At 62.8% G+C, this 19832-nt stretch carries 16 protein-coding genes and 4 pseudogenes; 13 read left to right on the top strand and 7 right to left on the bottom strand.

The window, feature by feature from the left end:
- Positions 1–106: 106 nt before the first annotated feature.
- Positions 107–1726, bottom strand: coding sequence for a chromosomal replication initiator protein DnaA (gene dnaA / locus GOACH_RS14520; protein WP_005176004.1), 1620 nt, complete (start codon positions 1724–1726; stop codon positions 107–109).
- 582 nt (positions 1727–2308) lie between these two features.
- Between dnaA and rpmH the strand changes: the two genes are divergently transcribed.
- The 9 genes from rpmH (at position 2309) to GOACH_RS14565 (ending at position 9733) form a co-directional block, all read left to right on the top strand.
- Entirely contained in the window at positions 2309–2452 is a 144-nt protein-coding gene (gene rpmH, locus GOACH_RS14525) for a 50S ribosomal protein L34 (RefSeq protein ID WP_005176005.1), read from the top strand.
- 73 nt (positions 2453–2525) lie between these two features.
- On the top strand, positions 2526–2990 hold the full coding sequence (rnpA, locus tag GOACH_RS14530; protein WP_005176006.1) for a ribonuclease P protein component: 465 nt from the start codon (positions 2526–2528) through the stop codon (positions 2988–2990).
- Positions 2990–3430 (top strand): membrane protein insertion efficiency factor YidD, encoded by a 441-nt coding sequence (gene yidD, locus GOACH_RS14535; protein WP_005176015.1) that lies wholly within the window; start codon positions 2990–2992, stop codon positions 3428–3430. The genes rnpA and yidD overlap by 1 nt, the downstream gene beginning before the upstream one ends.
- Positions 3431–3437: 7 nt before the next feature.
- Complete coding sequence (yidC, locus tag GOACH_RS14540; RefSeq protein ID WP_005176017.1) at positions 3438–4655, top strand: membrane protein insertase YidC; 1218 nt, start codon at positions 3438–3440, stop codon at positions 4653–4655.
- Between the two features lie 140 nt (positions 4656–4795).
- A complete protein-coding gene (locus GOACH_RS14545; protein WP_005176020.1) occupies positions 4796–5461 on the top strand; it encodes a Jag family protein in 666 nt (221 codons plus the stop codon).
- A 153-nt stretch (positions 5462–5614) separates the two neighbouring features.
- The gene (gene rsmG / locus GOACH_RS14550) at positions 5615–6361 is read left to right on the top strand and encodes a 16S rRNA (guanine(527)-N(7))-methyltransferase RsmG (protein ID WP_373279096.1); all 747 of its coding nucleotides are present in this window, start codon (positions 5615–5617) and stop codon (positions 6359–6361) included.
- A gap of 172 nt (positions 6362–6533) precedes the next feature.
- On the top strand, positions 6534–7508 hold the full coding sequence (locus tag GOACH_RS14555; RefSeq protein WP_005176026.1) for a ParA family protein: 975 nt from the start codon (positions 6534–6536) through the stop codon (positions 7506–7508).
- The gene (locus GOACH_RS14560; protein WP_005176028.1) at positions 7505–8596 is read left to right on the top strand and encodes a ParB/RepB/Spo0J family partition protein; all 1092 of its coding nucleotides are present in this window, start codon (positions 7505–7507) and stop codon (positions 8594–8596) included. The genes GOACH_RS14555 and GOACH_RS14560 overlap by 4 nt, the downstream gene beginning before the upstream one ends.
- A gap of 198 nt (positions 8597–8794) precedes the next feature.
- Entirely contained in the window at positions 8795–9733 is a 939-nt protein-coding gene (locus GOACH_RS14565; RefSeq protein ID WP_005176031.1) for a hypothetical protein, read from the top strand.
- Positions 9734–9794: 61 nt separating this feature from the next.
- On the opposite strand, the gene GOACH_RS14570 is transcribed toward GOACH_RS14565, so the two are convergent.
- The 6 genes and pseudogenes from GOACH_RS14570 to GOACH_RS14595 form a co-directional block, all read right to left on the bottom strand.
- Entirely contained in the window at positions 9795–11006 is a 1212-nt protein-coding gene (locus GOACH_RS14570; protein WP_005176035.1) for an N-acetylmuramoyl-L-alanine amidase, read from the bottom strand.
- A 284-nt stretch (positions 11007–11290) separates the two neighbouring features.
- Complete coding sequence (gene trxA / locus GOACH_RS14575; protein WP_005176036.1) at positions 11291–11629, bottom strand: thioredoxin; 339 nt, start codon at positions 11627–11629, stop codon at positions 11291–11293.
- A gap of 55 nt (positions 11630–11684) precedes the next feature.
- Positions 11685–12683 (bottom strand): thioredoxin-disulfide reductase, encoded by a 999-nt coding sequence (gene trxB / locus GOACH_RS14580; RefSeq protein ID WP_005176037.1) that lies wholly within the window; start codon positions 12681–12683, stop codon positions 11685–11687.
- Positions 12684–12800: 117 nt separating this feature from the next.
- Complete coding sequence (locus GOACH_RS14585; protein WP_005176038.1) at positions 12801–13607, bottom strand: anti-sigma factor family protein; 807 nt, start codon at positions 13605–13607, stop codon at positions 12801–12803.
- A gap of 137 nt (positions 13608–13744) precedes the next feature.
- Positions 13745–14122, bottom strand: a pseudogene (locus tag GOACH_RS14590) (sigma-70 family RNA polymerase sigma factor); the annotation flags it as partial.
- Between the two features lie 258 nt (positions 14123–14380).
- Positions 14381–15352, bottom strand: coding sequence for an HNH endonuclease (locus tag GOACH_RS14595; RefSeq protein WP_373279097.1), 972 nt, complete (start codon positions 15350–15352; stop codon positions 14381–14383).
- A 339-nt stretch (positions 15353–15691) separates the two neighbouring features.
- On the opposite strand from GOACH_RS14595, the pseudogene GOACH_RS14600 reads away from it, so the two are divergent.
- From GOACH_RS14600 to GOACH_RS24015, 4 genes and pseudogenes are all read left to right on the top strand, one after another.
- A pseudogene (locus tag GOACH_RS14600) lies at positions 15692–15925 on the top strand (transposase); the annotation flags it as partial.
- 653 nt (positions 15926–16578) lie between these two features.
- Positions 16579–18066, top strand: coding sequence for a group II intron reverse transcriptase/maturase (ltrA, locus tag GOACH_RS14605; RefSeq protein ID WP_005176048.1), 1488 nt, complete (start codon positions 16579–16581; stop codon positions 18064–18066).
- A 256-nt stretch (positions 18067–18322) separates the two neighbouring features.
- A pseudogene (locus tag GOACH_RS24715) lies at positions 18323–18448 on the top strand (IS3 family transposase); the annotation flags it as partial.
- 56 nt (positions 18449–18504) lie between these two features.
- A pseudogene (locus GOACH_RS24015) lies at positions 18505–18876 on the top strand (integrase core domain-containing protein); the annotation flags it as partial.
- Positions 18877–19832: the final 956 nt, after the last annotated feature.

Consider the following 19832-nt stretch of genomic DNA (forward strand, 5'->3'; position numbering starts at 1 on the left):
ACCCTTGTGTTGTGGTTGAGACTTGTCCTCTGCGATGGATGAGGAGTCGAGGGAAACGACAAGGCCTCCGCTGGCCCACGGGCAGCGGAGGATCACGGGGCGGAGGTCAGCCGACGGCGCGCTGTTTGATGCGCGCGGTGAGCTCCTGGACGTGGTCGTAGACCTTGCGGCGTTCGGCCATCTCTTTGCGGATCTTGCGTTCGGCGTACATCACCGTGGTGTGGTCACGGTCGAAGGTTTCGCCGATCTTCGGCAGTGAGAGGTCGGTGAGCTCGCGGCAGAGGTACATCGAGATCTGGCGTGCCTGGGCGATGGCCCTGGTCTTGCCGGGACCGCGCAGCTCGTCGACCGAGATGTCGAAGTACTCCGCGGTGATCGCGAGAATCGACGCCGCGCTCACCTCGAGCGTGCCCGAGTTGGGCAGCAGCGCTTGGAGAACCACCTCAGCGAGGGATTTGTCGAGGTCGGTGTTGTTCAGGGATGCGAAGGCCGTGACACGGATGAGGGCGCCCTCGAGCTCACGGATGTTGCGCTCGATCTTCGACGCGATCAGTTCGAGGACGTCGTCGGGGACGGCGATGCTGTCCATCTGGGCCTTTTTGCGCAGGATCGCGATGCGAGTCTCGAGATCGGGCGGCTGAACGTCGGTGATCAGGCCCCATTCGAACCTGGTGCGCAGCCGATCCTCAAGTGTTGCAAGCTGTTTCGGCGGACGGTCAGAGGAGACGACGATCTGTTTGCTCGCGTTGTGCAGCGTGTTGAAGGTGTGGAAGAACTCTTCCTGGATACCTTCCTTGCCGATCAGGAACTGGATGTCGTCGACGAGGAGCACGTCGACATCGCGGTAGCGGCGCTTGAAGGCGACTCGACGGTCGTCACGCAGCGAATTGATGAAGTCGTTGGTGAACTCTTCGGTCGAGACGTATTTGACGCGCATACCGGGGAACAGGCGCTGTGCGTAGTGCCCGGCGGCGTGCAGGAGGTGTGTCTTACCCAGACCGGACTCGCCCCAGATGAACAGCGGATTGTAGGCACGGGCGGGCGCCTCGGCCACGGCGACGGCCGACGCGTGGGCGAAGCGATTCGATGCTCCGATGACGAAGGTGTCGAAGGTGTACTTGGGGTTCAGATTGGCCCCCGAGGGAGTGGGGGCTGCGGTCGGTCGCTCGGCGAAATACGACGGCCAGTTGGCCGGCCCGCCGCGGGTACCGCTGTCGGGACCCGTTCCGTTCCCGCCCGGGGTCGACAGCTGTGTGCCGAACGAGTCACTGCCGAGGGGATCACCGGGTTGGTTGAGCGGGCGTCGCGCGGCACCGAACTGTGCGGTATCCGACGCCACTGTGTGCCCGGGAGCACCGAACTCTGCTGTACCGACGCCTGTGGTCGAGGGCATCGACGTCGGTGATCCGACCTGGGTGGCAGGCTCGGACTCGGTGATCGGCGTCGGGGTGGCGATGCGGACACCGAGGTCGACGGGCTGCCCGAGATGACGGGAGAGCGCGCTGCGGATCGTGTCGCGGAGCGTGCGCTCGATCTGTTCCTGGACGAGCGGCGTCGGAACGGTGAGGAGGGCGAAGCCCTCGGCAAGTGTCAGAGGCTGCACGAGCGACAGCCATGCCTTTTGTTGCCGGGTGAGAGGTTCGTGGTCGCCGCCGGCGGAATCGTCGTTGAGTTCTGCGACGACCTGTTGCCAGACCTCGCCGAACGAGTCGCGATCAGAAGTCACGGTCAGGCCTTCCCACCCCGAGAAAATTACCAGGATCAGTCATCGGGGACTCACGATGCCGGAACGGGAGCCGACTTGTCCACACACTTATCCACAGTTGTGTACAACTAAGGCGGGATGGGTGAGACGCCGCATACGCGTCGTGGTGATGTGAGTGGCGGATCGGCCACCGTCACTGGGAAACGACGCTAACAGAACGACGCCGAGACCGACAACGCAAGCGTCGAATTTGCTCGTGGAGAGCGCAAAGCCGACGTGACGAGCGTGATCCGGGTCGTCGAACACCAGGCACTATGCACGACGTGGTGAGCGTCACCGCTGGTCACGGCGTTGGAGAGGATCCGCTCGTTTGATTTGGGGGTACCCGGTCCAGTAGTCTCGACTGGTCATCCAGGTATGCGGATTTGCGTGGTGGCACCCCTGTCATCCGATGAACGGACTGCGTGCGGTTCGTTCGGTGGGAACAGGGTCACCCAACCGGCACGAGTCCGGCACCGCTGCCTTGATAAGCAGACCACTGACGAAGATCGTGGGTGCGCGCATAGTCGGCGTTCCCACGTACGAGCACAAGGAGTACCAGCCGTGGCCAAGGGCAAGCGGACTTTCCAGCCGAACAACCGTCGTCGTGCGCGCGTGCATGGTTTCCGGTTGCGCATGCGTACCCGCGCGGGTCGTTCGATCATCAACACCCGTCGCAGCAAGGGCCGCGCAAAGCTCTCGGCCTGATCTGCACAACACCGCGAGTGCCGGCGGCGAAGTTTTTCGCCGTCGGATCGCTCCGGTGGCGATTGGGTCGGTGATGGCGTCAATCCACCGGATCTCCACACGATCCGACTTTTCCCGCACGCTCAAGAAGGGCGTGCGGGTATCGTCGCGCGATCTTCTGCTCACAGTGCTGGTTCTTCCAACGCAGTGGCCTGATGACACGGGAGGTCGAGTCGGGGTTGCCTCCTCCGGTGGCCCGTGGCTGGGGCTGATCGTCAGCAAGTCTGTGGGCAACGCCGTGATACGACACCGAGTGGCACGCCGGATTCGAGCGGCATTCGACGAGGTGCGTGGTGACTGCCCGACGACCGAAACGTCCATTGTCGTACGTGCACTTCCGAGCGCGGCCGAGGCGTCGAGCGTCGAGCTTGCTGCACAGCTCCGTAAGGCGCTGCGTAATGGCAAGGTGAGGCGCGTCGCCGCAGAGGTACTGGGTTCAGGGGCACTGGGGTCAGGAGCGCCCGGCGTGTCCGGTGGCTCCAGCGGCGGGACATTCTGATGTCAGCCAACCCGTCGGTTCAGGCGCTGATCCGCTTCTGTCATCTGCTGCCACGTCGAGTGGTCATCTTCCTCATCGAGTTGTATCGAACCTGGGTGTCCCCGCTGAGGCTGCCGACGTGTCGATTCGAGCCGACCTGCTCGGGGTACGCGGTCGAGGCGTTGTCCCGGCACGGTTTCGTCTACGGGGGCGCGCTGTCGCTGATTCGACTTCTGAAGTGCGGTCCATGGCACAAGCCGGGCTACGACCCGGTTCCCGAGGAATCGTTCCGCTGGCCGTGGATGCCGCGGACGGACCCGAACAAGCCGGACGGCGAGCAAGACCAAGAGTTTCCATCGACGCATGACAGGTCCGCCGTCGGCGGGCCGGCCGTGCGCGGACGTGTAATCACGGAGGACTCCACGAACAGCGTGGGTGTCTCCGCGAAGAGTGAGGGGTAACTGTCCCGTGCTGAACTTCATCTATTGGCCGGTCTCCTGGATCATGTGGATCTGGCACTGGGTGTTCGACCACATCACGCCGAATACGCCGGGCGGCAACGGGATCGCGTGGGCGTTGTCGGTGATCTTCCTCGTCTTCACCTTGCGCGCAATTCTGTACAAGCCATTCGTGAAGCAGATCCGCACCACGAAGAAGATGCAGGAGATCAATCCGCAGCTTCAGGCGATCCGGAAGAAGTACGCCAAAGACCGGGTCAAGATGACCGAGGAGATGCAGAAGCTCCAGAAGGAACACGGGTTCAATCCCCTGCTCGGTTGTCTTCCGATGCTGCTGCAGATCCCGGTGTTCATCGGTCTGTTCCACGTACTGCGGTCGTTCAACCGCATGGCGACCGGCATGGGCCAGCTCCACATGACCGCAGAGCAGACCCGCAGTACGGGCAACTATGCCTTCAGCGCCGAGCAGGTTCGCAACTTCCTGGACTCTCGGCTCTTCGGGGTGCCGCTGTCGTCGTACATCACCGAGCCGACGACCGAGTTCCAGGCGTTCGTCGAAAAAGGCCAGGCGATCGACTTCACGCGAACGAACATCGCGATCGTCGTGATCCCGATGATGATCATCGCGTCGATCGCGACGCACATGAACTCGCGTGCGTCCGTTGCCCGACAGCCAGAGGCTGCGCTCGAGAATCCGCAGACCCGCATGATGAACATGCTGGCGCTTTACGTCTTCCCGCTCGGCATTCTTGTCACCGGCCCGTTCTTCCCCGTCGCCATCCTCCTCTACTGGATGAGTAACAACATCTGGACGTACGGACAGCAGCACATCGTCTTCGGCCGTATCGCGAAGGAAGAAGAAGCGGCCCGTCTGGCCAAGCAGGAGAAGCTCAAGGCCAACGCGCCCAAGCCGGGTGCACGACCTGACCGTCCGAAGCGGAACAAGGGCTCAGGTCAGGCGAAGACTGTTGCGCTCGAGAAGTCGGATTCGAACGAGACCACCGAGTCGCCCACGAAGGATGCGGGTTCGGAGGCGGTCGACGCAACGGCAGACAACGCGGTCGACGACGGTACGTCGACGCAGCACGTCGTCGGAAGCAAACCGAAACCCGGTGCGAAACCTTCGGGTACGGCGTCATCCAAGAGTTCGGGCAACTCCGGTTCGGGTCCCAAGAAGCAGGGATCGAACGCGCGGAACAAGAGGGGCGGGAAGAAGGGCCGACGATGATCGGCCGCAGGCTCGGGTAGCCGTGGTGGCGGTCGCGTCGACCGCCGGCGCACAGCCCCCTGCACGAGCCGACCGAGTCGCGCTCCCCTCCCCCTCCCACACAGACATCACCGATGAATACACAGCGAGGTGCAACTGATATGACAGCTGAGACTGCAACACACGCAGACGCCGAGGCAACCGAACGCGACGACGCCGGTACGGAAGAGACGGCTACCGAGACGACCGCCGACGTCGACAAGGAGACGAGCGCTCCCGCAGGGGACGATGTCGAATCCGACGATGCTGTAGGTGCTGACGACGAGGACAGTGCTGAGGACGAGGAAGAGGATGAGGACGACGAAGAAGAGCGCCTCGTCGAAGAAGGCGAGATTGCGGGCGACTACCTCGAGCAGTTGCTGGACGTGCTCGACTTTGACGGGGACATTGATCTCGATGTCGATGGGGATCGCGCGATCGTCAGCATCGACGGCGGCGACGATCTGACGAAGCTGGTTGGGCGTAAGGGCGAAGTTCTCGATGCGCTCCAGGAACTGACCCGGTTAGCGGTGCAGCAGGCGACTGGAGAGCGGAGTCGGCTGATGCTCGACGTCGCTCGCTGGCGTGCGGATCGGCGCGAGCGTCTCGCGCGTCTGGGTCGCGAGGTGGCTGAGCGCGTGCGTGATTCGGGTGAGCGCGAGCAGCTCGATCCGATGACCCCGTTCGAGCGGAAGATCGTGCACGACGCGGTCGCCGCGGTCGATGGGGTGATCAGCGAGAGTGAAGGTGCCGAGCCGAAGCGGCGCGTGGTGGTCATCAAGAACTGAACAAGTAGCCCTCCGCTAGATTGTGGAGGAGCTCACTACACGAAGTCCCGGTTACGGCCGGGACTTTGTCGTTTCACCTGTAGGAATAACAAGCGTGTTATTCGGTGTGTTTCACGTGAAACACGCTGACCGTCACCTCGACAGGAAAGGGTTCTGTTTCACGTGAAACACGACGGATCCGAAGGCGCGGAAACCGACAGGCGTACGCAAGAGATGGTCGGCGATGGGATGGAGCGTGCGATGGTTGCCTCCTCCCCTCCCCCTTCAGCGGCGACGGTGTTCGGCGATCGATTGGGGGTTGCGCAGCAGTACTGCGCAATTCTTGCCACCGACGGAATCGATCACGGCCTGATGGGCCCGCGGGAGGTCCCGCGGCTCTGGGATCGGCACATCCTCAACTGTGCGTGCGTCGAGGAAGTGATTGAGTCGGGTGAGTCCGTGGTCGATATCGGCAGCGGTGCCGGACTCCCAGGCATCCCGTTGGCCATTGCGCGTCCGGACCTTACGGTCACGTTGATCGAGCCACTGCTCCGTCGGAGCGAGTTCCTCTCGCGAACCGTCGAGTCTCTGGGACTGGCTGTGCGCGTGGTGCGAGGCCGAGCGGAGGAGAAGGCGGTGCGTGCAGAGGTGCCCCTCGCCGACGTCGTCACGTCGAGAGCATTGGCCCCGCTGGACAGGCTGAGTCGGTGGTCTGCGCCCCTGATCCGTGACGGCGGTCGGATGATTGCGCTCAAGGGTTCGTCTGCTCCAGACGAGATAGAACGTGATCGGAAGGCGGCGGAGCGGAACGGAATCGTCGATCTTCGCGTCCAATCTGTGGGGGTGTCGGTTGTTGATCAACCAACGACACTCGTGATCGGCGACAAGCGTGGTGCTCCACAACGACGTCGAGTGAGATGACCGGCGTCGAAGTCCATGTCGCTGACTACTGCAGTTGGTTTGCGGCGGCATGAGGGAGCAAAATGAACCAGGACATCGGTGTGGGTGAGGGATCGTGCGCGACGCACGATGGAGGGGCGGAAACACATTGGACGCCGACGATGCTTACGAAATATCGCAGAGGAGCCACAGCGTGACCGATCAACAGCCGGATGTTTCACGTGAAACGATTCCGACGGCCACGTCGACGTCCGAGCAGTTTGACGACACCCCCATCGCCGCCGCCGCAGCCCGAGCGAGTCAAGTCCTGACTCCTGGCGGTGCCGGCCAGTTACCTCGGCCCCCGCAGACGCGCGTCATGACCGTTGCGAATCAGAAGGGCGGCGTCGGAAAGACGACGACCGCGGTGAACCTCGCTTCCGGGCTCGCGCTGCACGGGCTTCGTGTCCTGGTGGTCGATCTCGACCCGCAAGGCAACGCGAGTACGGCACTCGGCATCGACCATCGCGCACCCGACATCGCGTCGGTGTATGAACTGCTCCTCGGAGAGGTGAGCCTCAAAGATGCCGTCAAGCAGAGCCCGAGCCACGACCACCTCTACTGCGTACCCGCCACCCTCGATCTGGCCGGCGCCGAAATCGAACTGGTGTCACTGGTTGCTCGTGAGAATCGGCTTCGCAACGCCCTCAACGACGCATCGGTCGCGGAGTTCGGCTTCGACTACATCTTCATCGACTGCCCGCCGTCACTCGGGCTACTGACGGTGAACGCGATGGTGGCGGCACGCGAGGTGTTGATCCCCATCCAGTGCGAGTACTACGCGCTGGAAGGTGTCGGCCAGCTCCTGCGGAATATCGAACTAGTACAGGCCCACCTGAATCCGCATCTCCACGTTTCGACCATCCTGCTCACCATGTATGACGGCCGAACCAAACTCGCCGATCAGGTGGCCGACGAAGTGCGCCGCCACTTCGGCGACAAGGTGCTCGGCACGGTGATCCCCCGTAGCGTCAAGGTTTCCGAAGCACCCGGATACGGAATGACGATCATCGAGTACGACCCGGGTTCACGTGGAGCAATGAGCTACCTTGACGCAGCACGCGAACTCGCCATGCGCGCCAAGGATGAATTCCCCTCCCCCACGGACCTCTCGAGAGGACAGCAGTGAGTCAACGAGACGCCCAACGACGCGGAGGACTCGGCCGGGGCCTTGCAGCTCTCATTCCGACCGGGCCTACAGAAAACGATTCGACGGCCCCCCGGCTGGGTTCGGCCGCAGCCGACGTCGTGATCGGTAAGGGAAACGGCGGTAACGGTGCACCCGTTTCCCCCGCAGGCACCGCATCGGGATCCGCTGATCAGTCGCCGAGCGAGGTCTCCCCCGCATCCGGTGACGCACCTGTGACCGGAGCTGCCGGTTCTGCCGATGAGGTCGGCGCTGTGTACCGAGAACTCGCGCCCGCGCTCATCCAGCCCAACCCCCACCAGCCGCGCAGCGTCTTCGATGAAGAGGCGATGGCCGAGCTCATCCACTCCATCAAAGAGTTCGGGCTCATGCAGCCGATCGTCGTGCGCAAGCTCGCCAAACCGACGTCCGACGGTGTTCAGTACCAGATCGTCATGGGAGAACGCCGCTGGCGAGCCAGCCAGGAAGCCGGTCTCGACGCGATTCCGTCGATCGTGCGCGAGACTCCCGACGGCGACATGCTGCGCGATGCGTTGCTGGAGAACATTCATCGCGCACAGCTCAATCCTCTGGAAGAGGCGGCTGCGTATCAGCAGCTCCTCGAGGAGTTCGACGTCACCCACGAGGAACTCGCCGCCCGTTTGGGACGGTCGCGACCGGTGATCACGAACATGATCCGGTTGCTGAAGCTTCCTATCCCGGTGCAGCGACGAGTTGCGGCGGGCGTACTGTCGGCCGGACACGCTCGCGCCCTGTTGTCGCTGGAGACCGGGAGCGATCAGCAGGAAGCACTTGCGGCGCGCATTGTCGCGGAGGGACTCTCGGTGCGGGCCACAGAGGAGGCGGTGACTCTCGCAAACCGCGGCGACGGGGCGTCGACGCCCACCCCTACCCCAAAGCGTCGGCAGATGCAGATGCCGGGTCTGCAAGATCTCGCCGAGCGCCTGTCGGACGGACTCGACACTCGCGTGACGGTCAGCCTTGGGAAGCGTAAGGGGAAGATTGTCGTCGAGTTCGGCTCCGTGGATGACCTCGAACGTATTGTGGGGTTGATCGACCCCAAGACGTGATCTCGACTGCCGAGCGACCTTGAGGACCCTGACTCAGGGCCGCCGGCACCACGAGAATTCGCGACCCTCCGCATCCGAAAGTTTCGTCACAGTGACAGTCGAGCAGTACACCACCCGCACGAACCGCGAAACACTCTGCGGGGCATCATTTTTCACGTTCGACGACGCTTCGTGCACGCTCCGGAACGAGACTTCACGATGAACTTCACGATTTCCGGTCTCGACCTCGAATCCTTCGAGTCACTGCCGCCACATACCCGTCGCTGTGTCTTCTGGGAGGTCGATCCGTCATTCACCATTGCGCCGCCGCGCACATCGAGTGGGGGCGACACTCCCCCTGCCGACGACGATCCGCTTGCCGGAGCAACCCGCTTTACGAACTTCGAGAGCGAGTTCGACAAGGAAGCCTGGATTTCATCGGTGCTTCTCGAGTGGGGCACCTGCGGCCAGATCGCGATCGACTCATCGACCGGTGTCGTAGTCGGTGCCGCGTTGTATGCTCCGCCCGGTCGGGTACCGCGCTCTCGAAGTTTCCCGACGTCGCCGGTGAGTGCCGATGCAGTGCTGTTGACGTCGGTGCGTACCGAGCCAGGTTTTGAGGATGCAGCCGATCTACTCATCGACGCCGCCGTGTCTGATCTGGTTCGCCGCGGTGTTCGTGCCGTTGAGGCGTTCGGCCTCGTCCGTCACGGTGGTCCCGACGGTGGAGCGGGGATGGCCAGCACCGAGGAACATTCTGCTGCAGCAGATCTGAGCGGTGAGACATTCGTCGATGCCAGAAGTACCTCGCGTACAACCGATTTCGGAGACCTGAGTACGTGGTCGGACGACGCTGTCGTCGAGATAGCACGCGAGATCCTCGACGGTCCGGGTCAGGACCTCTGTGGGCAGTGCATGATCGATGCGCAGCTTTTGAAGGATTCGGCCTTCGATGTGGTGGCTTCGCACGCACGGTTTCCCCGTTTCCGTCTCGAGCTGGACGAGGGTCTCGGCTGGAAGTTCGAGGTGGAGAGCGCCTTGGAAAAGCTCGTTGTCATGGCCGCGATCGACCTGGTCGGACGGGAGCGGCTCACGGTGCCGACGGCGAGCCGGAACAGAGCATTGCGAAGTACGCACAGCGACGTCGCATCGGGCTGATCCGCTACACCGCGGCGTCGAGAAGCTGGCCCGCACCGTAAGGTGCGGGCGATCCTGACAGTCAGAAGCCGGAAATACGTTCCGCCGCAAGAAGTTCGGCAAACGTGTAGGTTCCCGTTGGCCGGTCGTTCTCGCCGAGTAGGTAAAGTCGCTTCACCGCGACGAGTATCGCCTCGGTGATGACATTGCGGTAGTGCGGGTCGTCGAGCACCTTGGCGTCGTCAGGGTTGGTGATGTAGCCGACATCGATGAGAGCGACCGGCATCCGGGTGAGCCGCAGGATGTCCCAGGTGCGTTCATGGACGCGGCAGTCGGTCAGCGGTGTGCGCGCGACGATTTCGCGCTGGATGAAGTCGGCGAGGTTGCGGCCGATCGTCGAATACGATCCGCGGTTGTTGCCGAAGTAGAACGAGGCCACACCATTGGCTGCAGGGGTGTCGTGGTGTCCGCAGCGCAGCGAGATCATCATGTCGGCATCGACGAGATTGGCGACCCGAGCGCGCTCGTCGTCGGATGCGTGGCCTCGGCCGTCATGGGATAAGAACGTCTCCATGCCGGCGGCGGCCATTCTCCCCTCGAGTCGTGCGGCAAGATCCCACAGCACGCGGGATTCGATCTCGGCGACCGATCCAGTCGAGAGTGCGTGCAGCCCAGCGGTTCCCGGGTCGATGACGATGCGTTTGCCCGACAACTGGGGGCCGGAGCGTCGTACGTGTTCTTCTTGACGGATTGCGTAGGGAGATCCGCCGGTCACACGAGTACCGAGTCGATCAAGGGCGCGCAGCGTCGCTGGACCACAGATGCCGTCGGCCGAGAGTCCGTATTCGCTCTGGTACAGACATACAGCGTTGTGGGTGCTCTCACCGAAGACACCGTCGACGAGTCCGGTGTAATAGCCGAGATTCTGGAGTCGGCTCTGCAAGGTGGCGACGTCGTCGCCGACCATCGGAGCAGACAGCCGGTAGAGGAGCACCCGCGCACCGAGTTGATACGACGCCTCGCGCAGCGCGCGGTAGGTCGCCTGCCCGACGATGCCGTCGACGATCAGACCGCGTTGCTGTTGAAATGCGCGCACTGCGTGGTCGACATCGGTGTCGAAGAGCGCGTCCTCGGTGCTGTGGAGGATTGCGCCGTTCGGAGCGGACGCTGGTGCTGCTTCCTCGTCGGGTGCTGCATGGCGCCCGGGGGTCGAGGTGAGGAGGCCCTGTCCGGAGAGGATCGATCGAATCTCGGCTACTGCCGACCCACGATCTCCCAGTCGGAACGTTGCCATCTCATCTCCTCAATTGGACATGTCACCTGTTGGGAACAGGACGACAGTGAACCAAAGTGAATTGTCTCAGGTCGCAGCATGTGAACAAAACTCATCCACGCGATCGGGTGGGCCGTTCTGTGCCGCGAAACCGAGGCTACCGGTCGCGGGAGACGATACGCAGCAGCGAGTTGCGGATGTCAAATCAACGGTACAGACCACCGTCGATCGCCTGGTGAGGCGCTCGACGGTGGTCGGAGCCGAACCACAACAGCACATGAGCGGTCTCACTGCTGGAATTCGGATCAGGCGTTGGTCCCCAAAACGGAGTCGAGATCGCGCATCAGTGCGGCCTTGCCCTTGACCCCGACGATGGTCTTGGTCGGTTTCCCGTTCTCGAACAGCATCATCGTCGGAATCGACATGATCTTGTAGTCGCGGGCAACGCCAGGGTTCTCGTCGACGTCAACCTTCGCGACTGTCAGCTTGTCGCTGTGGTCTCGGGCGATCTCCTCGAGAACCGGCGCGATCATGCGGCACGGACCGCACCAGGTTGCCCAGAAGTCGACGAGGACGGGTCCGTTGGACTCGAGTACCTGGTCTTTGAAGGTGGCGTCGGTGACGGCCACGGTGTTTGCTCCCATGATGTGTCCTCCTCTGGACGTGGTGACAAGTGTCAAAAAGCTCGAGATGTGCAGGTCAGGCGGTCGGCGCCGCTGTCGCGACCACGTCGCCCTCGATGGGCATCGGCTCGATGTCGCCTTGCTCGGCGAGCCACCGTTCTGCGTCGATCGCCGCCGAACAGCCGCTCCCTGCGGCGGTGATGGCCTGCCGGTAGGTGTGGTCGACGAGGTCGCCCGCCGCGAACACGCCGGGGATCGATGTGTAGGTGGTTCGGCCCTGTACTTTGACGTAGCCGTCGTCGTCGAGATCGACCTGTCCGCGAACGAGCTGACTGCGTGGGTCGTGGCCGATCGCGACGAACATGCCGGTGACGTCGATGGTGCGCTTGTCGCCGGAGCGTGTGTCGGTCAGTTCGAGCCCTGTGACCGAGTTGCTACCGATCACGCCCGTGACCGCAGCATTGGTGACGAACTCGATCTTGTCGTTTGCACGGGCACGTTCGAGCATGATCTTCGACGCCCGGAACTCATCGCGTCGGTGGATCAGCTTCACGCTGCGCGCGAACTTGGTCAGGAATGTTGCCTCTTCCATTGCCGAGTCGCCGCCGCCGATGACCGCGATGTCTTGGTCCTTGAAGAAGAAGCCGTCGCACGTGGCACATGCGGAGACTCCCCTGCCGAGCAGTTCCTGCTCACCGGTGATCTCCAGGTATCGGGCCGCGGCGCCCATCGCCAGGATGACAGCGTTGGCGCGGTAGGTCTCGCCTCCGGCGTCGACCTCCTTGACTGTTCCGGTCAGCCGAACGGCCTCGACGTCTTCCATGCGGAGGTCGGCACCGAAGCGGAGGGCCTGCTCACGCATCTCGTCCATGAGGGCGGGCCCCTGGATGCCGCTTTGGAACCCGGGATAGTTCTCCACCTCGGTGGTGGTCATCAGTGCACCACCGAACTGGGTGCCCTCGAACACGATGGGAGAGAGCTCGGCTCGTGCCGCATACACGGCAGCGGTGTATCCGGCCGGCCCGGACCCGATGATGATCAGGTCGTGGATCTGGTCGCTGTCTGTGGTGCTCATCCATCCTCCGTGCTTGTGGCGACGCGCATTGTCGTGCCGGATCCCCGGTGCGCGTTGTCGGCTCATTCAACACAAGCCTAAGGGCAGATGTTCCCGCCGCTGGTGGTGCAGTGATTCTCAGCCTCCGAGCCTGGTCTTGGAGACAGTCGCGGGGTTGTCGGTATCGCAGCTGGGTTCGACGACGAGCGCGTCGAATCGTCCGGCCTGCCCGGTTCCGAGCAGGATGACCACCCGGTCGGACCCTCCGACGGTGACCTCTCCGGAGCCGAGCACCGGTGTGGATGCCGGTATGCCGTTGGCCGCGGTGCAGCGTCGCAGTGCTGCATCGGACTCAAACGGTGCGTGGGTCGTTCTTCCCAGCACCGACAGCGCTGCGGCCTTCTCGACGCCGTCGAGGTCGGCATCGCCGAGGCGAGTCGTCTCGGCAGAGGTCGAGGGTTGCGCCTGCACCCCGGCACTCTGATCGTCGTTGTGTCCGGTGGCGATCACCGCCACTACTCCCACGACAACCGCCACGGCTGCTGCAGCGCCGAGGATGAACGCAACGGTTCGTGTCCGCGGGGCGCGCGGCGTCGAACGTCGTCTGTGCTCGGTGAGATCGGTGACGGTTTCGGACCCAGCATGCTCATCGGGCTGGCGTCCTGCTGACTGCTGTGACTCGGCCCGGATAGCCCAGAGCGTCGCTGCGATCCGTGAATCAACCTCTGGCGGAACGGGTGTCGAATCTAGTGGAAGCTCACGTAGTGACTCACCGGTGCGGTCGAGCGCGTCCAGTACCTGCGCCGCCGCGGGGTCGTCGACGATCCGCCTGCGCACGTGGGCGGCGACATCGTCTGGTAGCGCGCCGGCATGCAAGTCGGCGAGGAGCTCGTCGGAATACGGAGGCTCCGGGTAGGAAGCGGGTTCCGGGTAGGAAGTGCTCATCGTGGCAAGGTCCTCCTCTCCGTGCGCCGATGGCTGACATCGTGGCGGGGCTGTCTCATTGCCATATACGACGTCATTGCCACATAGGACGTTGGCCGGCCCCGATCCGTTCCCGTCGGATTCTCTGCGTCCGTCATTCACGAGCCATCCCGTAGATGTCCGAGCAGTTTGGCCAGCCGAAGCCGCCCTCGCGACGAGCGACTCTTGACAGTTCCCTCTGCGACACCCAAGCGCTGTGCGGTCTCGGCGATACTGAGACCCTCGACATCGAGGGCGATGACCACGGCGCGTTGCTCTGCCGGCAGCTTGTCCAGAGCTGCTCCGATGCTCATCGACAAGTCGACTGCAGCGTATCGGTCCTCCCGACTGGCCATCGCCGGGACGTCGAACTCGGGAAGAGAAACCGTGGGGCGCAACTTATCTCGCCGTATCCTGTCCAGACATGCGTTGACGACGATGCGATGTAGCCACGTCGACACCTGGGCATCGGCTCGGTACGAGTGTGCCATTCGGTTGTTGATTTGCAGGGAAGATGAACCAGTGCGACACCAATATGACCCAGCGAGAGATGTGGTTGACCAGGAATTTCCCGATTTATGGCTGGGTCAAGTATGTGTGTAACTGGGTCAGATGTGTTTGCAGTGCTGTTCCTTCGTCGGGCCGAGTCGAATCGACTGATGAGGACGACCTCAGTGGCTCCGGGATAGCAACGAATGCTCTCCCGCAGGCGGCGGCCGTCGCTGCTTCCGGACGAACGTGGGCGATCGGTGGGTCTATGCGGCCGGCATCTTGTTCGACTTTGAACGGTTGCACTTCCAGCACAGCGTCTGAAGGTTCTCCATGGTAGATAGACCGCCACGTGATACGGGAACGATGTGGTCGACTTCGAGCAGCAGGTGGGGTTCGGCGGCTCCTGAGATGGAGCATTGTCGGCAGGCGTAGTTGTCTCGGACCTTGATTGATTCGCGCAGTCGGGCGGTCATGAGCGCCCGCTGGCCGTCTGCACTTTTTCGGAATCGAATCTTCTGGGACAGCGTCTCGATGAGCGCGTCGATTGTTGGGGTATCGAGGGTGACTGTGGTTCGTTGTGAGCTGTTGCCGCCTGCGCTGACGTACTCGAAGGTGTACACGGGGTAAGGCACCTCGATCGGTGACAGGGTCACACCGGCTTGGGCCATGAATTCGTCGGCGTAGTGCTTGAGAATGAACGCGGGAGGATTGAACGATGTGGTGATCCCTGCTTCCCGTTCGTGCAGGTTCGCGACCGCACCTTCGAGGCGGGCGATGTCGTCGCCGAGACTCTCCACGTCGGCTAGATGTGTTTCGTCGGCCTTGATGCCGAAGTACTTCATCAGATACTTGAGTGGGTCGCCGCTGGCGTTGCGCACCACTTGTAGTGAGCAGTTGTGCACGTTGGGTGCCTGATAGTTCGCGATGTTTCGATCACGCCGGTAGTTGTGGTTACTTGTGTTTTGAAACAAAGCGAGATGTGATTGGTTCCCCGTCGCCGACCTTCCGAGCTCGAATGACCCTCGGTTGCGAATTTCTGCCGCGTAACTGGCGATTTCGTTGTGTTCGGCCACGATCGCCGCGAGCCGCTGCCTGTGCGTTAGGAACTCGTCGCTCGCGAAGTAGCGGTTCTTGCGAATCGTTCGGATCACACCGGGAAGGACAAACGCTGACAGAGCAACCACGGCGAGGAGCAGGGCGACCTGCCAGTGTGCAACGAGAAAGCCGAGCACGATCAGCACTGCGATGATCCCGATGATTACCCGCAACGGTGACCTCCTTGGGCGAGAGCTTCTTGAGATTAACCACTCCGCGGGCTTTCGGTGGGCGAAAGATCACACTAGCTAGCGGGGGTTAGCTTTGATTCACTCGATTGACACGCACCCCTGCGTTCTTATAGCCAAGGACCACTACGGCTTCCGAAGTGACGCCTGCACGCCGCTCACACACCCCACGGTGGCTGCCACGCCAATGAACCGCCCCGGGTTCGTCGGAGGCTCTCGAACCTGTGAAGGATGGAGAGCATGGCAGCACCTCGGAAGTACAGCATTGAGCTGAAGGAGCGAGCGACGCGGATGGCGGTGGAAGCCCGCAAGGACCCGGCCACACGGCCGGGAGCGTTCAAACGGATCGGCGATCAACTCGGTGTGCACCCGGAGGCGCTACGCACCTGGGTCAAGCAAGCCGAAATCGATGGCGGGCAGCGGCCGGGGACCACGAGCAGCGATTCCGAGCGGATCGCGCAGCTCGAGCGGGAGAACCGCGAGCTGCGGCGGGCGAACACGATCTTGAAGCAGGCGTCGGCTTTTTTGCCGCGGAGATGTGCGCCACGAGGCGCTGGGTATATCGAGAGGTGGTGAGAGACCGTCTCTTTCGGGTCGTCGCAGCGGCCTGATGAAGCTGGGGGCAGCCTGATCCGGGGAGCGCCGGGAAGGGTGGCAAGCGGCCCCGACAAAGGCGAGTCGTGCTGGTACTGCCAGACGGTGCGGGCTCGTCGAGCAAGGTCAGAAGGTACAGCGTGAGCGAACCAGTGATGGACGCCCCGTAACCGCGAAGCCGGCTCCAACCTGGCGGATCTGGGCCGGTCTGCAGTGCTCGACATCCTCTATCTCCGAGGGTTTCGTCTCCGAGGCCGTGTATTTCGGGCGGTGAGGAGGCCACGGTGAAGGTCTGCGGCGTAGCCGTGGCGATGCTGCCGGGGTAAAGCTGGGTGCCTCCCTGACCGATCGATTTCCTGGTGAACGTGGGAACCGACCTGTGTGTGGCCCGTCGTGGCGAGCATCCGGCTCGTCGTGGTGGAAGGCCCGTGTCCGGCTGACAGGTGCAGGTTGGGGCAGAGGTCTCGTAGTAGTCGCGGGTGGTGACGTGCCCGTCTCGGCGGCCGTGAGAGACGGCTACAGGGCGAAAGGGACCAGCGAAAGACGCAGTGGCAGTACTGGAATGTCAGGAGGAGTGGTCGACGGTGAATACCGACGAACTGGAGTCCGCGCTGGTGCAGGCGGAACGCCGGGTACTGAAGATCCAGACCAAACTGCATCGTTGGGCACGCGATGACCCGCATCGCAGGTTCGACGATCTGTTCAATGTTGTTGCCGATCGCGCGTTTCTGTTGGTGGCGTGGGATCGGGTGAGCGGGAACAAGGGTGCCGCAACTGCTGGGGTGGATGGGCGTACCGCGTCCAGCGTCGCGCAGGTGCAGGGCGTTGAGGAGTTCCTTGACGGATTGCGGTCTGGTCTGAAGGACCGCAGTTTCCGGCCGGTGCCGGTCCGTGAGCGGATGATCCCCAAGAGTGGCGGTAAGTTGCGCCGACTGGGTATCCCCACGATCGCTGACCGGGTGGTCCAGGCATCGTTGAAGCTGGTGTTGGAGCCGATCTTCGAAGCGGATTTTCTGCCGTGTTCTTACGGGTTCCGTCCGAAGCGCCGGGCTCATGACGCGGTGGCCGAGGTGCGTTACCTCGCGACCCGACCTCGCTGTTACGAGTGGGTTGTTGAGGGAGACATCAAGGCATGTTTCGACGAGATCGACCACACGGCCCTGATGGGCCGGGTGCGTCGACGTGTCGGCGACAAACGCGTCCTGGCCGTGGTGAAGGCATTTCTGAAGGCGGGCATCCTCACCGAGGACAAGTTGCTGGAAGACACCACCGCCGGTACCCCGCAGGGTGGGATTCTCTCACCGCTGCTGGCGAATATCGCCTTGTCGGTGCTCGACGAGTACATCGCCGGGCTCGCGGGCGGGCCGAATACCGGCAAGGCCGAGCGGGCGGCACGCCTGCGCCACGGCCTGCCGAATTTCAAGCTCGTCCGCTACGCCGATGACTGGTGCCTGATGATTCGGGGCACCAGGGCCGATGCCGAGCAGTTCCGAGAGGACATCGCCGCCGTGCTGGCGACGATGGGGCTGCGTCTGTCACCGGACAAAACCCTGATCACCCACATCGACGACGGGTTGGATTTCCTCGGGTGGCGCATCCAGCGACATCGCAAACGAGGAACCAACCGGCACTACGTGTATGTCTATCCGTCCAAGAAGGCCGTGGTGGCCGCGTGCCGGAAGATCAAGACGTTGTGCAGACAGATCGGGGTCGGCCAACCGCTCGATGTCCTGTTACGCCGCGTGAACGCGAGTGTGCGGGGATGGGCGGGATATTTCCGGGCCGGGGTGTCCTCGGCGGTCTTCTCGTACATCAGCCACTACCTGTGGCAGACGGTGTGGAGATGGTTACGCCGCAAACACCCGAAAACGACTTGGACGCAACTCCGCCGCCGCTATTGCGGCGGCGGATGGTGGCCCGCTGGGGAGGAACGGGAACTGATCGATCTGGAGAAGATCGGCACCACCCGATACCGCTACCGCGGTTCGGTGATCCCTTCACCCTGGCCAGAACCTGTCGACACGGTGAACGCCGAGGCGACAACGGCTCTCGTGGAGAGCCCGGTGCATTGAAAGGTGCACGCCGGGTTCGGGAAGCGGTCCGGGGAGACGGGAATGCCGCAAGGCATTCACCGCGCCCCGGGCCGACTTTCATCGACCGCCCACAGCGCTGATCGTGGAGTTCGTCGCCGCTTCTCGCGACGAACACGGAGTCGATCCGATCTGCGCGGCCCTACGCGACACGGCCGCCCAGATCGCTCCGTCCACGGTACGAGCCCACCTGAGCCCCCAGAAGACCGAGGCGCCACGCACGGTGCGTGACCGGGAGATGCTCGGCGAGATCCGCACCGTGCACGCCGACAATCTCGGCGTCTACGGTGCCCGCAAGGTCCACGCCGAACTACGCAGAAAGGATATCGACGTGGCGCGCTGCACCGTCGAACGATTGATGAAAGCCACTTAGACATGGGATTGTGGGCGCGTGATCGTGCCGGCCAGGATGTGGCCGGACTGATTCACCACTCGGACCGCGGAGTGCAGTATCGAGCGATTCGTTACACCGAGCGTCTCGCCGAAGCTGAAGCGGTGACTTCGGTTGGCTCCAAGGGTGATTCGTATGACAACGCGATGGCCGAGGCGTTCAACTCGTTATTCAAGGCGGAATGTATCCGCAACCCGATCATGCGCCCGAAGAGCGGGCGGGGCGGTGTCGGCGACGTCGAGATCGCGGTCGCCGAGTACATCGAGTGGTTCAACCACCGCCGTCTGCACGGCGAGATCGGACACGTCCCGCCGGTCGAGTACGAGGCCGCCTACTGGGCGGCCCACACGGTCACCAGCTACCGTGAGAACCCGGTCCCAGCAGAGGCCGGAACCAACTAACCGAGCCTCCAGCAAACCCGGGGCGATTCACCAATGAACGATCTCGCCGAACGCTAACGCCGCAGCGAGAACTGACACCACCCCGAAACCGAAACCTCGCATGAGCTGAGACTACGCGTGAGGCCGGATCAAATCGCTGACCTGCAGCGACAGCAGGTCGACGTAGCCCGCTGTTCATATGAGGTGAGCCAAACCGCCTGACGTCCCGATCGCATGATTGGGATCGGTGAGTCTGCGGCCCTTGACAGGGGCGAGTATGGGGGTCTCAGCGTTAATTTGTGTAAATTCTCCGGTCTCGGTTTCTGGCGGTGTGAGGCTACGCCAAAGCCCACGGACTCACGCGGATTGTGCGGACGAGATGAGCAAAAACCTGTGCCGGAGACTGAGGTTTTCGGTGTGCTCGAGGTCCCCGGCTGGGCGGGTAGGTCGATAGATCGGAACCACGTTGGCCGTGTCGCACAGAACATGTGTGACTGTTACGAACACGGGTCATGTCGTCGAACGGTGTTTCAATAGGCACACACGCAAGCAATCCCGCTAGCGGAGCGACCGTCAGAGGAGGCATGAAGGAAGGCTGATGAATTCCTTGGTCGGCGACAGCGCCGTTCCTCACGAATGAAAACGCCAGATGGTCACGGCTCCACACCAAACCATCTGACGATTCACACCTACACATCCCACGGAGGGATTTTGTATGTCTATTTCAACGCGCCCTCAGCGCGCTGTCAAGTCCAGCAACAGATCTGCCGAAAACGATCCACAGGCCATGTCGGCGATATGGAAGCACCGAGACGCCAACGGCGAACTGTGCGAGTTCGACCCTCGAACCGTCACCGACAGTGAACTATCCGTATGGGCGCCGGTCCGCGCAGTAGGTGGGTCGAAGCTGTCATCGAACATCAAGGTGAAGGTTTGGTGCGCAGTCAACAGCTCGAACGGACAACCGTGCAGCCATG

Source organism: Gordonia aichiensis NBRC 108223, from assembly GCF_000332975.1.
Classification (GTDB): Bacteria; Actinomycetota; Actinomycetes; order Mycobacteriales; family Mycobacteriaceae; genus Gordonia; species Gordonia aichiensis.